The organism is Aquimarina callyspongiae (genome assembly GCF_034322225.1).
Classification (GTDB): Bacteria; Bacteroidota; Bacteroidia; order Flavobacteriales; family Flavobacteriaceae; genus Aquimarina.
In genome coordinates this window covers 489270-505282 of the sequence record NZ_JAXLPA010000002.1, presented here as the reverse complement: position 1 = coordinate 505282, position 16013 = coordinate 489270, and the positions used below count along the sequence as shown (strand labels likewise).

Annotated in this window: 11 protein-coding genes; 4 read left to right on the top strand and 7 right to left on the bottom strand. The window is 32.3% G+C overall.

Annotated features, from left to right (window positions below):
* The first annotated feature begins 122 nt into the window (after positions 1-122).
* A complete protein-coding gene (locus tag U0D62_RS09275; protein ID WP_322286990.1) occupies positions 123-1994 on the top strand; it encodes a mucoidy inhibitor MuiA family protein in 1872 nt (623 codons plus the stop codon).
* Positions 1995-2083: 89 nt separating this feature from the next.
* Here U0D62_RS09275 and U0D62_RS09270 read toward each other — a convergent pair whose 3' ends face one another.
* On the bottom strand, positions 2084-2488 hold the full coding sequence (locus U0D62_RS09270; RefSeq protein WP_322286989.1) for a hypothetical protein: 405 nt from the start codon (positions 2486-2488) through the stop codon (positions 2084-2086).
* Between the two features lie 120 nt (positions 2489-2608).
* Complete coding sequence (locus U0D62_RS09265) at positions 2609-4078, bottom strand: pyridoxal phosphate-dependent decarboxylase family protein (RefSeq protein WP_322286988.1); 1470 nt, start codon at positions 4076-4078, stop codon at positions 2609-2611.
* Between the two features lie 66 nt (positions 4079-4144).
* On the opposite strand from U0D62_RS09265, the gene U0D62_RS09260 reads away from it, so the two are divergent.
* Positions 4145-5026, top strand: coding sequence for a LysR substrate-binding domain-containing protein (locus U0D62_RS09260; RefSeq protein WP_322286987.1), 882 nt, complete (start codon positions 4145-4147; stop codon positions 5024-5026).
* Positions 5027-5029: 3 nt separating this feature from the next.
* Here the strand turns inward: U0D62_RS09260 and U0D62_RS09255 are convergent, their stop codons facing one another.
* The 5 genes from U0D62_RS09255 to U0D62_RS09235 all read right to left on the bottom strand — a co-directional run bounded on the left by U0D62_RS09255 (position 5030) and on the right by U0D62_RS09235 (position 13336).
* Positions 5030-6355 (bottom strand): dicarboxylate/amino acid:cation symporter, encoded by a 1326-nt coding sequence (locus tag U0D62_RS09255; protein WP_322286986.1) that lies wholly within the window; start codon positions 6353-6355, stop codon positions 5030-5032.
* A gap of 225 nt (positions 6356-6580) precedes the next feature.
* Complete coding sequence (gene aroC / locus U0D62_RS09250; protein ID WP_322286985.1) at positions 6581-7651, bottom strand: chorismate synthase; 1071 nt, start codon at positions 7649-7651, stop codon at positions 6581-6583.
* 138 nt (positions 7652-7789) lie between these two features.
* Positions 7790-9136 (bottom strand): GntP family permease, encoded by a 1347-nt coding sequence (locus tag U0D62_RS09245; RefSeq protein ID WP_322286984.1) that lies wholly within the window; start codon positions 9134-9136, stop codon positions 7790-7792.
* A gap of 4 nt (positions 9137-9140) precedes the next feature.
* Complete coding sequence (gene gndA, locus U0D62_RS09240; protein ID WP_322286983.1) at positions 9141-11063, bottom strand: NADP-dependent phosphogluconate dehydrogenase; 1923 nt, start codon at positions 11061-11063, stop codon at positions 9141-9143.
* A gap of 5 nt (positions 11064-11068) precedes the next feature.
* On the bottom strand, positions 11069-13336 hold the full coding sequence (locus U0D62_RS09235) for a glycoside hydrolase family 3 N-terminal domain-containing protein (RefSeq protein ID WP_322286982.1): 2268 nt from the start codon (positions 13334-13336) through the stop codon (positions 11069-11071).
* A gap of 320 nt (positions 13337-13656) precedes the next feature.
* Between U0D62_RS09235 and U0D62_RS09230 the strand changes: the two genes are divergently transcribed.
* Together U0D62_RS09230 and U0D62_RS09225 are read left to right on the top strand one after the other, a co-directional pair.
* Entirely contained in the window at positions 13657-14499 is an 843-nt protein-coding gene (locus tag U0D62_RS09230) for a UDP-2,3-diacylglucosamine diphosphatase (RefSeq protein WP_322286981.1), read from the top strand.
* Positions 14500-14723: 224 nt separating this feature from the next.
* Positions 14724-16013: a hypothetical protein gene (locus U0D62_RS09225; protein ID WP_322286980.1), complete on the top strand. Its 1290-nt coding sequence runs from the start codon at positions 14724-14726 to the stop codon at positions 16011-16013.

The window sequence follows — 16013 nt, the reverse complement described above, 5'->3', positions numbered from 1 at the left end:
TATAGCCCTTTATTAGGTGTTTTTAAACCTTTTACTCAATCAAAACAGGGTTTCACTCAATTATAATTTTCTTAGAAATACACGGGTTTTACATTCGTATAAATAAAACAACACATATCTATATGAAAACCTATACTTCTTTATTTCTGTTATTATTTATAGCCGTCGCTACGGCCCAAGAAAACAAAATACAATCGACTATAGATGAAGTAACCGTATACCTCACTGGTGCACAAGTTAAACGAACAGCTTCTATAAATGTTAAACCAGGAACCAATGAAATTCTATTGAATGACCTATCATCAAATATAGATGAGAACAGCATTCAGGTTTCTGGATTAAAGAACACTTCTATTCTATCTATTAATTTTTATATCAATTATCTAGAAAAAAAAGAGAACTCTTCAACTTTAAAATCCTTAAAAAAAGAATTAGATCAATTATTACTAAAGAAAAATAAATTAGAAAATTTGCTTTCGGGCCTTAATCAGGAAAAGAATTTATTAGATAACAATCAGCGTATCAGCAGTGATAATCTGGAACTTTCTCTGGAAAAAGTAAAACAAATTTCGACTTATTATCGCCAACGAGTCGTAGCAATACAAAATGAAACATATACTGTTAGACTTCAAATCAATAAACTAATGGAGTCTATTAAAGATCTAAAAAATGAGATTAGCAAATTAGGTGATCATACAAAAGAAGAACGTGGTGAAATTAAGCTAAAACTAGATGCTCCTGATTTAACCAATTTAGTATTAGAAATAAGATACAATGTCACTAATGCAGGATGGTTTCCTTTGTATGATATTAAATCAAAAAATATAGAAACACCCCTTAACATTGCTTACAAAGCCAATGTCTATCAGCAAACCGGAACAGAATGGAACGATGTTAAAATAATTTTATCAACCGGAGATCCCAATACTAACAACTTGAAACCTGATCTAAATCCTAAATATCTAAATTTTAGTTATGGTAATCGAAAAAATATTCGTGCAGTCAAACAATATGCTTATAAATACAATCCTACCATAAGAAAAATTACCGGAATTGTAAGAGATGAAAATGGGTTGCCTTTACCTGGTGCCAATGTTATGGAAAAAGGAACTGCTAACGGAGTACAAACCGATATAAACGGAAGATATTCATTAGATGTTCAAGGAGGGCGAGAACTATCTATTTCATTTATTGGGTTTTCTAATCTTATTCTACCAATACATTCATCTACTATGAATATTAAACTAGAAGAAGATTCTCATACATTAGAAGAAGTGGTAGTTTCTGGATATGCTGTATCTTCTAATGTAGCTGGAAAACCTAGTAGTTATCAAAGAAGAGAGAAAAAAGAAGATTATAATCGGGTTGTTGAAACCAAGGAAGAAGGTGTAACAAACACTCAATTTAAGATCAAAAAGAAATATAGTATAGAATCTAGTGCAGATATTACAGTAATCCAAATTGATAAATTTGATATGAAAGCAGATTATCAATATTATGTAGCTCCCGAACTAAACGAAAATGTATTCTTAACTGCAAAATTGGGTAACTGGGAACAGTTCAATTTATTAGCAGGTGAAGCTAATATTTATTTTGAAGGTAGTTATGCTGGAAAAACTCAGATTGATCCTTTAGCTACCACTGATAGCCTAACTATTTCTCTAGGAGTTGATCCTAATATCATAGTAAAAAGAGAACAACTCAATAATTTTAAAAGCACTTCTTTTACTGGAAGTAACAAAATCCTAAATCGTGGTTATAAATTAAGTATCAAAAATAACAAACAACAAAAGGTATATATAACTCTTGAAGATCGAATTCCTATTTCACAAAACAAAACAATCAAACTAGATGATATTGAAACTTCAGATTCTGTATATGATTCTAAGACGGGGATTATGAAATGGAAAATAAATATTTCTCCTAATCAAAAAACAGAAAAACAATTTTCTTATCAAGTCAAATACCCCAGATATAGCAGGATCAATCTTTAATTAGGATAGCAATAAAGTAAATTACAAAACGACTTATAAATGATTATAAGTCGTTTTTGTAATCAGATCATCTAATATTTAATTTTTCTCTAACGCCTAAAAGTAAATTTAAAACCGTCGCGTAATTGTTGGTCTATAACAAATTCATTATTACTATTAACTCCAAAGTTTCCAATAATCATTTCATTAATTATAAATTCTTGTCCTCCCCCAAATGCAGTTACAGAATATGGATATGTTCCTGTAGGGAGAATCGTATAAATCTCATCATTAGTATTGTTATTGGTAATTGTAACCGTAAAATTGGTTTCATCAAAATCCCAAATGATCGTTCCATTTGCAAAGTCCTCATCGATTCCTAAAAAACCTCCATTAACGTTTACCATATCCCAAGTACCATCTAGGCTAAAAAAATTAATAGCATCATCATCATTACTACATCCAGAAAAAACGAATAAAAGTAATAATATAGAAACAAGAGTATAAGGCTTCATTACTTGTATATTTTATTGGTTAAATATTAATATATAGATGAAACTTTTTATTATACGTTGCGTGATTATATCACAAAATCATGCAGAAGCTTTTAAAAATCAATATATTTTACTGGAAAACTAAAGGTTATTACCTATTCTCTCTATCTCATCCAAAAGCACAATTAAATCATTTTTTTGAGTCAAAGGATTCATAATTGTACACCTCAAATATCGTTTCTCACCTATCATAGTCTGTACAATGTAAAATTTTCCTGAAGCTATTAAAACCTTTCTTATCTCTGCATTAAATGTATTGAGGTCACTATTGTTACTTTTAGTATATCTAAAATTAATAATATTTGCTTGAGGATCTAATGCAAGTTCAAAATTTGATCGATCTTTAATTATTTGTGCAAAAACTAGAGATAGATCATATAATCTATCAATGTTTTTTTCAAAGATATCATTTCCATGCGCTTTAAGAATTGAATACACTTTTATTGACATCATTAATTTAGTACATTCAAAAGTTCTTTTTCCTGAATTGTACCACTCTTTAGTCTTTTGACTATCCCATAGATATTGAGCTTTTTGCTCAAAGGTTTTATAAGCATCCTCTGCCTTTCTAAAGATTAATGCAGTATTTAATGCAGGAGTCATTAACATTTTATGAAAATCAATTACAACAGAATCTGCTTTATGTATTCCTTTAACCAAATCCCTATACTTCTCAGAAAAAACAACTCCTCCTCCATGAGCTCCATCTACGTGAAACCATAAATCATGTTGTTCAGAAAAATCCGCCAATTTATCAAGGTTATCATAGGATCCGGTAGAGGTTGAACAAGCACTGCCGACCAAGGCTATTACATGATATCCTTCAGATTTTGCTTTAGTAAGATATTCATCCAATAGATCTACTCTTAATCCAAATTGATTATCTACAGGGACTTTTATAATTCCTTCATTACCAAATCCCATAATTCTAGCTGCACGATCAATACAGTAATGTGCTTCTTCTGACACCAATACAGCAAGTTTTTCTTGATGACCATGTTCCCAAACCTCAGATGGGGCTTTTGCTTTGCGTGCTGCAAGTAATGCAGTTAAGTTTGCTAATGTTCCTCCAGATGTGATTAATCCAGATGCTTCATTATCATAACCTATTTTTTGTGCTACATGGTCAGTAACAATTTTTTCTAACGCATTAGAAGCCATTCCCATTTCATAGACACCTGTACCATTATTCAGTACATCTGATAATAATCCTGCTAAACTTGAGGTCAATGCAGGTACCGAAACCTGATGACCAATATATCTGGGATGATGCACGCCTATCGAGTGCCCTATGATATTTTTGAAAACATCCATTATTTCAGAATCAGAGGCAAAATCCTGTTTCCAAAAATCCAATTCTGTTTCTGGATCTCGATAGACTAAAACAGGTTGTTCTTCATTGGTTTGAACTCCTTCAAGGTGATCTGCTAATAAATCAATTAGCTGATGTCCTAAACTTCTAAAATTACTTGGGTCGTATGCCTTTTCTAGTTCACTTGATTTAATTACCGCCTCTTCCATATCCTTTCTAATTAAAATAATTTCTTTCAAAATTAAACATCATTATTTATAATAAAAAATACTTAATTTTGATTTATTTATAACAAAAATGCATTAATGAATATTCAATTATTTAGAAATATTATAGTCCTTGCTGAGAAATTAAATTTTACCAGAGCTGCTGAAGAATTAAATATTGTACAACCAGCTCTGAGTAGACAAATCAAACAGTTAGAAGAAGAAATAGGTGCTGTTCTTTTTAAAAGAGATAAGCGAAATGTAAAACTGACACCTGCTGGAGTATATTTTATTAAAGAAGCTAAAAAGCTAGTTTCTCAAGTAGAACAAATGTCTAAACACACAACACATATTCATAATGGTGAGGTAGGTGAAATCAGGATAGGGTTTACACATTCAATTATGCAAACTATATTACCTGAGATTTTAAAAACAGTAAATCATCATATGCCAGGGATTAAGACAGTACTTAAAGAAATGAATAATCGAGATCAATACTTAGCATTGCAACAAAATGACCTTGATATCGGTTTTGCTACGAATCCTATGGTACCTTTTAATTTGAAAAGCAAAATTCTACACATAGATAATTTTGTGGTATTGCTTCCGGATAGTCATCCTATTCAGGAAAGTAACTATTCTAATTTCTCAGTTTTTTCAAAGGAAGAATTTATATTTCCATCGGTTGTAGATGGACCTAATTATGTACACACCTTAGAGTCTATATGTATTGATGCAGGATTTAACCCTAAAGTAGTTCACGAAACCGATTCTGCTACTACCAGTTTTAGGCTAATAGAAGCAGGATTAGGGATATCTTTAGAACCTATTTCTTCTTTGCAAGGGCATCAATTTCCTATCAAGAGTATTGAACTCAAAAATATCAAGCAAAAAGCTAAACTTACCATGATATGGAATCCCGATCGAGAACCAGAATATCCTGCTTTATTTAAGCTTCTTAAAAACTGGAAAGTGGATTAACCTTTATTCTCCTTCATAGTGATCATCCCAATCTTTTACCTTAGGATCTCCGAGCTTACCTACAGATTTTGCTACAATCATAGACACTGTGGCGTCACCGGTTACATTAATAGTAGTACGTAACATATCTAAAGGTCTGTCTACCGCAAAAATTAATGCTAATCCTATTGGTAATTTATCAGAAGGAAAACCTATCGCTTCTAATACTATTACTAACATTACCATTCCTGCTCCTGGAACTGCAGCAGATCCTATAGATGCTAATAAAGCCGTTAATACAATTGTAATTTGATTGCTAAATGTTAGTCCTTCTGGCCAAAGTACTTGCATAATGAATACAGAAGCCACTGCCTGATACAAACTGGTACCATCCATATTAATGGTCGCACCAACTGGTAATACAAAACTTGATACTTCTTTATCAACTCCAATATGCTCTTCTACCCTTTCCATAGTTACTGGTAATGTAGCAGCACTAGAGCTTGTAGAGAAAGCTAATAATTGTGCTGGGCTAATTTGTTTTAAGAACCAGAAAGGTGATTTCTTAGTAATGAAAGCAACCAAAATACAGTAAAACACTACCATTAGTAATAATCCTGCAAATACTACTCCTGCATATTTTAGTAAAGCATATAAGATATCTGGATCATCAGAGGTTACTACTACTTTTGCCAAGAGTGCAAATACAGCATATGGTGCTGTCAACATTATGAGGTCTACCATTTTTAATACTACCTCATTTAAACTATCAAAAAAGTTCTTTAGCGGTTCTGCTTGTGACGGTTTAACTAATAGCATACTAATCCCTATGAAAATAGCAAAAAATATTACCTGAAGCATTAACTTATTGTTGCTCATCGCTGCAATAGCATTCTGAGGAACCATATCAACTACAAACTGTAATGGACCGCTCTCTTTTTGCCTTCCAGCTTCAGCTATTCTTTCTGATATCTTAGCATTACTGGCATATTCTGATGTAAGTTTTTCAATAGTTTCAGGGGTAATACCGTCTCCTGGTTTAGTAACATTCACCAATAGTAATCCAATAGTTATTGCAATTACTGTAGTAAGAATATAGATAATAATTGTTCTTCCTCCAATGGTTCTAAACTTAGAGATATCTTTAAGATCAGAGATTCCTTTTATTAGAGATGCCAGAATAAGTGGAACTGCTATTAATTTTAAAAGGTTTACGAAGATTGTTCCAAAAGGAGCAATCCAATCACCTGTAAAACCTTTGCCCCAGGAAAATGAGGTCATTAAAAAACCGAATAGTATACCAGCTACCATTCCGATTACAATTTGCCAATGCAGTGCTATTTTCTTCATGTGAATATTTTACTTTTTAAGCCAAACAGCGTCGAAGATATAAATTAAAAACAATAAAAAGGTTGAGAAATTACGAAATCAGAAGTCAAACAATCGTTTTTTGGCGAATACTTAAGGTTTTTTATAAACATTACACACAATAAATCTTTACCTAATCCACAGTTATCGTGAATTTTGTCGTTTTAAATCTTGATGACTTACATGATTTTGAGCACCTACTCTGAATTAAATATTAGCTTTGATAGTTCTATTCATTAACCAATAATCTACTAATACTAATGCAGCCATAGCTTCTACTATAGGTACAGCTCTTGGTACAACACAAGGATCATGTCTTCCTTTACCTTGCATGTTTACAATATTACCGTCTTTATCTATGGTTTCCTGATCTTGCATAATGGTAGCAACAGGTTTAAAAGCCACATTAAAGTAAATATCCATTCCGTTAGAAATACCTCCTTGTATTCCTCCCGACAGATTTGTTTTTGTAGTACCATCGGTATTAAATAGATCATTGTGCTGGCTACCTTTTAAAACCGCACCATCAAAACCACTACCATATTCAAATCCTTTTACAGCATTGATTGAAAGCATTGCTTTACCTAACTCAGCATGTAATTTATCAAAAACAGGCTCTCCTAATCCTACAGGAACTCCTGAGATAGCACAACTCACTATTCCTCCAACGGTATCTCCTTCTTTTCGGATTTGCTTGATATATTGTTCCATCTCCTGCGCTTTATCAGTATCAGGGCAACGTACAATATTACTTTCGGTTAATGAAAAATCTAATTCTGTATGGTCTTTTTCTAATTTTATAGAACCTACTCCACTCACATAGGCATTAAAACTAATTGTAGGAAGTACTTGCTTTGCAATAGCTCCAGCTACTACTCTACTGGCAGTTTCTCGAGCAGAAGATCTTCCTCCTCCTCGGTAATCACGTACACCATATTTTTGATCATAGGTATAGTCAGCATGTGATGGTCGATAAGAATCCTTAATATGCGAATAATCTTTAGATTTTTGATTTGCATTTTTAATTGCAAAACCTATTGGAGTTCCAGTCGTTACTCCTTCAAAAATACCAGAATAAAACTCTACGGTATCAGGTTCTTTACGCTGAGTAACAATTGAAGATTGACCCGGTTTACGACGATCTAATTCTGCTTGTATAGCTTCTAAATCTAATTTTACACCTGCTGGACATCCGTCAATGATCCCTCCTATAGCTACTCCATGTGATTCTCCAAAAGTGGTAAGTTTAAATAGGTTTCCAAATGTATTTCCTGCCATTGCAATTAATTTTCAGCAAATGTAATTGTTAATCTTTAAATACGCAGTAGTAATATGATATAAAAAAAGCCGTTTCAGTTATAAAAATTCAATCATACATATTTTTTCAGTAATAGTGATTTTGATTTCTAATTGAGTTTAAAATATATACCATAAAATCAATGAAGTTAATACTCCTGTAATTGCAATTAATGTAGTCATTACAGTCCAGGAACGAAATACTTGTTTTTCTGTTAAACCCAAATACTGACCTACCAGCCAAAATCCGCTATCATTAACATGTGATAATATTGTAGCTCCCGAAGCTATAGAAATTACAAAAAGTGCTATTTGAGCTGCACTAAAATTACCTGCAAGTATTATTGGTGATGTGATTCCGGCTGCAGCAATCATTGCTGTAGTTGCTGATCCTTGTAAAATTCTTATCAGAGCAGCTATAATAAAAGCAAAAATTAAAGGATGTATCGAAGAATTTTGTAATGATGAAGCTAATAATTCGCCTGCTTTGGTATCTACTAATATTTGTTTAAAAGCTCCTCCTGCCCCAGTTAATAATATTATTGCTCCCGCAGGTTTAAAGGATCGCATCGATAATTTTAACAGATCATCTCTGGTTACACCTCTTCTTATTCCTAAAAAATACCACGCAATTAGATTTGCTATGATCAAAGCTGTAAAAGGATGTCCTAATAAGGTAATTATATAAATAAATGATTCTGGAAAAGAAACATCTTTAAACCAATCTCCCAGCATAACCGTTTTTAATACAATTAATAAAATAGGTAGCGCTATAATTGCTATGATTCCAATAGGATTAGGTACATCCTTAATTGAAACCGTATCTGGTTCTGGAGTTTCCGGAACGGATATATTTATTCTTCCAGAAAGATATTTACCTAACATAGGTCCGCTTATAATTGCAGCAGGAATACCTGCCAGAAACCCAAATACTATGACCCATCCTAAATTAGCTCCTAGTATATCTGCTACGGCGACCGGTCCTGGTGTTGGAGGAATAAAACTATGTGTAATTGCCAAGCCTGCTAATAACGGAATTGCATACAATAACAATGATTTTTTGGTTTTACGTGCTATTGCATATACTAATGGAACCAAAATAATAAATGCTACATCAAAAAATACAGGAATGGCTATAATAAAACCAGTAATCATTAACGCCCAGGAAGCATTTTTTTCTCCTGCAATTCTTAAAATATATGTTGCTAACCCTTGTGCGCCACCAGAGTTTTCTAACAACCTTCCAAACAATGCACCTAAACCTACTACTGTAGCTACAAAACCAAGAGTGCTCCCCATTCCGTCTTTAATACTGTTTAATATGTTTTCTGCAGGTAATCCTGCTATCATACCTACGAGTATACATACAATCAATAACGCAATAAAAGCTTGCATTCTTAATTTTAAAATCATAAAAAGTAAAGCAATAATGCCTATACCAACTGCAATTAATAATTGAAAATCCATACAGCTACTCGTTTTTCCAGTTAGAATGAAAATATTCATCTTCTGATCGATCAATTCGTTGATATGTATGAGCTCCGAAATAGTCACGCTGTGCCTGTATCATATTTGCTGAAGATTGTGCTGATGAATATGTTAAAAAATAATTGATCGCTGCAGAGGCAACTGGTAAAGGGCAACCCGCTTTAAATGCTGTAGATACTACTTCTGTTAAAGAACTAAAGTGCGCTTTAAGAATATCTACTATCTCAGGAAACAATAATAAGGAGGTATTGTTTTTACTTAAAAACAAGATGGAAATCTTTTCCATTAATTCACTGCGAATAATACAGCCATTTGTCCAAATTCTTGCTATTTCGGATAAATTGAGATTCCAATTATATTGTTGTGATGCTTTTTGGATAAGATTAAAACCTATATGATGATTGATAATACTTGTTGCGTAAAAAGCGCTTTCAAGGTTTGCAATAAGCTCTTTTTCATTATAAATATTTATTGATGAAATATGAGAATATAGTTCTGAGGCTGCTACTCTATTAGATTTCATCCCCGATAAGTTTCTTACCATTACTGCTTCTGAGATTGTTGATAGTGGTACTCCCAAATCTAATGCAGAAATTGTAGACCATCCTCCTGTACCTTTTTGTCTCGATTTATCTAATATTTTATCTATTAAATAACAATTACCTTCTTTTTTCTTAAGTATATTAATCGTAATCTCTAATAAATAACTATCCTTTCCTTTTTTTCTCCAGGATTCTAAAATCTCAGAAATTTGAGCTGGGGTTTTCTTTACATAAAATCTTAAAAAATGATAGGTTTCTGCTAATAATTGCATTTCAGCATATTCAATACCGTTATGAACCATTTTTACATAGTGTCCAGAACCTTCTGGACCAATATAATTACAACAAGGTCTTCCTGTTTTATCTTTTGCAGCAATAGCTTCTAAGAAGTTTCTTATTTTTATATAAGCATCTTTTGAGCCTCCTGGCATGATCGAAGGGCCTTTTAATGCTCCTTCTTCTCCACCAGAAATACCAGCTCCTATAAAATGGACCCCAGATTTTAAAAGATTTTTCTCTCTTTCTGATGTATCTTTATAATTGGAGTTTCCACCATCTATTAAACAATCTCCAGATGATAAAAGAGGAGTTATCTCCCGAATAACCATATCCAAAGGTTTTCCTGCACTCACCATAACCAAAATAACTCTTGGTTGTTCTAAAGACTCCACAAACCTTTCTAACTCATCAAATCCTAATACTATGTTGGATGTTGATTGTTGCTCCACAAATTTTTGGGCAACATCAACTTCTTTATCTTCAACTTGTCTGTTATATACTGAAAGGTGGAAGTTTTTAGATAGTAAGTTCTTTGCCAGACTTTTACCCATAACTCCCAATCCTATCAATCCTATTTGTGATTTTAAAGTATTCAATTTTGACTTTATTTCAGTTATAATTTCTGTTATGTTTTTATCTATGTTTACAATAATCCCTTCTTTTGGTTTTTCTAAGGTTTGGAACTGAGAATTAAGTAATTCTTTTTTAAAGAAGTGTTTATCTCTGGACGCCATCCTCTCATATATCAATTCATAACTTCCCTCAAGAAAAATCCATTTTATATACTCTGCATCAACAGATTGTAATACTTTCCTATATTTTTGCTTCAAAGCAGAACAAGCTAATACAGCTCCAGATTTGTTATGCCATTTCTCGATTTCTTTTGCTAATTCTTGCAACCAAGGATTTCTATCATTATCATTTAGTGGCATACCATCAGACATCTTTTTTAAATTAGCTTCTGGATGAAAATCATCGGCATCATAAAAAGGTATCCCTAGATTCTCAGCAAATGCCTTACCAATTGTAGTTTTTCCGCTTCCGGAAACTCCAAATATGATATAGATAACCTTTAATTCTTTCATAGCATTTATTCTAATGTAATTTGAATCTCATTAGATTCATCGTGTGCATGTTTTGCTATCCAAAACCTAAAATCTCCTGGTTCAATTATCCATTTTTTATCTGGTCCATAAAATGAAAGATCTTCTGTTGTGAAAATAAATTCGATTTCTTTAGAATTACCAGGTTCAAGCGTTACTCTTTCAAATCTTAATAACTCCTTAATAGGTCTTGTTAAGCTACCTACTACATCCCTAAAATATAATTGTACAACCTCTGTTGCTTTTACACCTCCTGTATTAGTAATTTTTGTTTTTATACTAATCGTATCATCAATTTTGGGAGTATTATTTGAAATTGATATTTCTGAGTATTCAAAATTGCTATACGTAAGTCCATAACCAAAAGGGTATTGTGGCAAATAACCGATATCCAGATAATGCGATGTATTACCCAGAGAACTTTGCCAAGCTCCAATAGGTATAGAATCTATTCCTACGTATTCATCTGGTATCACTGGTCTTCCGGTATTTTTGTGATTATAATGAATCGGTATTTGACCAACTTCTTTTGGCCAGGTAATCGGTAATTTTCCTGAAGGTGAAATTTTTCCGGTTAGAATATCTTTTAAAGCAGGACCTCCCATTGTACCTGGGTGCCAAGCCATTATTATTCCATCTACTTTATCAATAATATTATTCAATGTTATTGGTCTACCCGCCATTATGACTAATACTATTGGTTTTCCGGTTTTATAAAGTTCTGAAATAAGCTTTTCTTGTACTCCAGGAAGGTCAATATTAGCTCTACTATGTGCTTCTCCAGACAAAATTGCCTCTTCTCCTGCAAAAAATAAGATAACATCTGATGTTTTTGCTATTCTGATAGCATCATCAAAACCATTTTCAGATGTATCTCTACTGTAAGATACCCCTTTACTATATTCAAATTTATATTGTTTATCTGAACCAAATGCATGTAGCGGAGTAATTGTATGTTCTTTTTCTCCATCAAAAGTCCAGGTTCCCAATTGCTCGTGTGGAGCATTTGCCAAAGGGCCTACAATAGCAATTTTTTTATCCGTAGTAATTGGCAATATATTATTCTGGTTTTTTAATAGCACTGTACTTTGTAGAGCAGCCTCTTTAGCAGCTGATAAATGTCTTTTGGCATATAACAATTCTGAATCAGGGTCAAAATAAGGCTCTTTAAATAATCCTAATCTAAACTTGATTCTAAGAATATTTCTTACCATTTGGTCCAATTGTTCTTCTAAGAATTTACCTTCTTTTATTAAACTCATCATATGATCTTGATATGAAGTGCTTGTCATTTCCATATCTAACATTGCATTCGCAGCTTTTTCTGCAGCTTCCTTTTCATCCTTGGCATATCCATGATTTACCATTTCTATTATAGAGTTCCAATCACTTACTACAAAGCCATCAAAACCCCATTCATCTCTTAATATATCTTTAAGGATATATTTATTAGCTGAAGCTGGAATACCGTTTAAATCATTAAAACTGGTCATAAAAGTTGCCGATCCGGCATCTACTGCAGCTTTAAAAGGTTTTAGATAAACATTGTGGAGTAAATGATCATTAATATTAGCAGTATTATAATCTCTTCCTCCTTCTGCCGCTCCATAACCTATAAAATGTTTTGCACAAGCTGCTAGGCTCTGCGCTGAAGACAAATCATCTCCTTGAAAACCTTTGATATATGCTTTAGCCAATATACTTGTGAGATAAGGATCCTCTCCAGATGATTCTGCTATTCTACCCCAACGTGGATCTCTAGAAATATCGATCATAGGTGCAAAAGTCCATCGAATACCATACGTACTTGCTTCTATCGCTGCAATTCTAGATCCTTGTTCCACAATTTCTGGATTGAAAGTTGCTGCTTGCCCTAAAGGAATAGGAAAAATTGTTTTAAAACCATGAATAACATCTCTGGCGAATATTAATGGAATTTTATTAGGACTTTCTTCTACCGCTATTCTTTGTAATTCTTTCGCATCTTCCTTATTCATAATATTTAAGAATGATCCTATATGTCCTTTTTTAACAGCCTCTTTTAGTTCTAACGGTAGTTCTTTTACTCTACTAGATTTACCTCGTTGAGCCGTTTGCCCTATCTTTTCTTCAAGAGACATGTTAGAAAGAATACTATCTATTTTTGATTCTAATTCATCTTTAATCGCAAATTCTGAGCTTTTCTTATCTGTTGTACATCCAAAAAGAAAGAATGTAAATAATAAGATTAAGTAAAAGTTATGCATCCTTATCATCAAAAATATTTTTATAAAATTAACTTCAAATTAAAGTGTCTTCATTGCCTCTTACGTAATAAAAACCGTAAGATTATTGGTGTGAATTTAGGTATACTTTGAGATAAGAAAAAAACAATACAATCGAATAAAAGTGTTGTTAAGAAAGTTTATAGAACAGTTTTATCTACTATATTTCTGAATTTTCGATTTAGTTTAAATAATAAGTACGGGAAAAATGGTACTTCACGTATTTAAAACTTTTTAATAATGATATGCTCATAATCTCTTAATTATTTTTTAACCCTAGAGTAGTTTATTTGTAGGAATAATTCATTTTTATGAAAAAACGTACTGTTGATCTTGTTGTTATTTCTGATGTTCACCTCGGGACTTATGGTTGTCACGCCAAAGAACTCCTAAATTATTTACAAAGTATAAAGCCAAAAACATTAATTCTAAATGGGGATATCGTTGATATTTGGCAGTTCAGGAAGCGATATTTTCCAAAATCTCATCTTAAAGTCATTAAAAAGATCATTTCTTTTGCTTCTAAAGGAACCGAAGTAATATATATTACAGGAAATCATGATGAAATGCTTCGCAAATTCAGTGATACCGAAATGGGTAATTTTAAACTGGTTGATAAACTGGTTCTAGAACTCGATGGTAAAAAAGCCTGGTTTTTTCACGGAGATATTTTTGATGCTTCTATCCAAAATGCCAAATGGCTTGCTAAGCTTGGCGGATGGGGATACGATATGTTGATCCTCTTAAATCAGCTTATTAATTGGTTTTTAATACGAATGGGAAAAGAAAAATTTTCTCTATCCAAAAAGATTAAAAACAGTGTAAAGAAGGCTGTCAAATACATTAATGATTTTGAAGATGTTGCAGCAGAATTAGCAATTAAAAATAAATATCAATATGTAGTTTGTGGTCATATCCATCAACCACAGATGAGAGAAGTTAAAAATAAAAATGGTTCCTGTTTTTACCTAAACTCTGGAGATTGGATTGAAAACCTAACGGCTTTAGAATATCATAATTCTCAATGGAATATGGTTCATTATGAAAATGAACAGATGGAAGCATTTACAGACTCCTCTGATGAAATCGAGAACGTAAAAATAGACCTTGAAGGACTCCAGGCATCATTTATGGCCAACTTTCTTTCTCGTTAATCACATCCTTTTTGGATATCTTAAAACCAACTCACCCTTCATTTTAAGATATCTAAATTATTTTACCCCTGCTTTTTCTTTTAAGAAGCTTTCTTCTATTGGGTAATGAATTTTGAATATCCACACTTAATAATGATAGATCAGTTAAAAAGTATAGCTGGATCTATTCAAAATCATTATGACTGGAAAAGCTCCAGTATTCAATATTCATTAAAACCTTTAATATGAAAACAAGTCAAATCATCCTCTCACTAACATCAAAAAGAACCTTTACCAAGTTTCCTTTGGTATTTTTATTATTAGTCTTTATGATAATAGTATCTGGTTGTGAAAAAGAAGAAACTATTTATAATGAAGATGCTCAAATTAAATTTGAATCAGTTAAAAATTATACTCTTGATAAGATTTCCTTAATTGAGAATAAACAAGATATTCATAGATTGATGCAAAACTCTAATGATAAAGATGAAGAAAAGTTGAATAACTATTTATATCAAATTGGTCTTGCGACAAGAGAATTAATTAAAAATGAAGATTTTAATAGAACTATTATACATCTGGCAAAAGAATCCAAGAATCAAACTGCTTATTTACTAGACCTTAAAGAAGTTGCTCCTCAATACTATAATAAAATAAATGATGAACTAAGAAGGAACGGTTTATCCTTGCAAAGTATCGCCGATGATATGACTCACGCTCCTATCTTGCCTAATTCTGAACATCCAGAAACTTCAGAAATTGAAAAGTATGTACCTGCCATATTTATTCCTAATCTAAATCAAATAGATAGCCGTAAACAACCTTTATTATCTCCTAATATTGAAGTAGACAGTAGTAATAATGAACGAATAGAAGATTATATTGTGTCCTGGTATTTTACACAAAATGGCGAATTAAAAGAAATCATTCTTGGTGAAGAAACGGCTCTTACTACTACCAATCCTCTTTTTATTGTTGATCATGCTACTGTATTTGATACGAGTAATGGTTTAGTTGTATTAGACTCTGAGCAATCAGAAATTAACGCTGGAAATAAATCCATTATAAGATATGATTCTCGAAACATAAAAATAAAGAACGGGTATCGATATGAATCTGGATGGGGTAACAAATCAGAATATGCTATTATAGGATATCGTGTTCAAAATTTTGCTACGTATGATTTGATATCTGGTTATACAAAAGATTTAGCAAAAGTTAAACCTAACCAAATCGGTAGTACTTTATACAAACCATCATTACACGCATATAATTGGTTACCACATGCAACTAATAAATTTTACTGGAATACTTACGAACGTGATTGGAACAGATCTTTTAAACCACTAGGGTATTTTACCAGTCCTATAAATAGTTATGTTTTTAACTCAAGAAGACGTTACACTAATGATTGGTATGCCTGGATCCCCAGCACTGTTAACATTCATAATACTCCTTTTGAATGGTACGGATGGTTAGAATGCGTGAATTTCACAAGTTGGAAAGCAGAATATCAAGTATGTAAAGTCGAATAG

Excerpts from the sequence above, each read along its gene's own strand:
- U0D62_RS09275 (WP_322286990.1), top strand. The coding sequence starts at position 123 with ATGAAAACCTATACTTCTTTATTTCTGTTATTATTTATAGCCGTCGCT.
- U0D62_RS09270 (WP_322286989.1), bottom strand. The coding sequence starts at position 2,488 with ATGAAGCCTTATACTCTTGTTTCTATATTATTACTTTTATTCGTTTTT.
- U0D62_RS09260 (WP_322286987.1), top strand. The coding sequence starts at position 4,145 with ATGAATATTCAATTATTTAGAAATATTATAGTCCTTGCTGAGAAATTA.
- U0D62_RS09255 (WP_322286986.1), bottom strand. The coding sequence starts at position 6,355 with ATGAAGAAAATAGCACTGCATTGGCAAATTGTAATCGGAATGGTAGCT.
- aroC (WP_322286985.1), bottom strand. The coding sequence starts at position 7,651 with ATGGCAGGAAATACATTTGGAAACCTATTTAAACTTACCACTTTTGGA.
- U0D62_RS09245 (WP_322286984.1), bottom strand. The coding sequence starts at position 9,136 with ATGGATTTTCAATTATTAATTGCAGTTGGTATAGGCATTATTGCTTTA.
- gndA (WP_322286983.1), bottom strand. The coding sequence starts at position 11,063 with ATGAAAGAATTAAAGGTTATCTATATCATATTTGGAGTTTCCGGAAGC.
- U0D62_RS09235 (WP_322286982.1), bottom strand. The coding sequence starts at position 13,336 with ATGATAAGGATGCATAACTTTTACTTAATCTTATTATTTACATTCTTT.
- U0D62_RS09230 (WP_322286981.1), top strand. The coding sequence starts at position 13,657 with ATGAAAAAACGTACTGTTGATCTTGTTGTTATTTCTGATGTTCACCTC.
- U0D62_RS09225 (WP_322286980.1), top strand. The coding sequence starts at position 14,724 with ATGAAAACAAGTCAAATCATCCTCTCACTAACATCAAAAAGAACCTTT.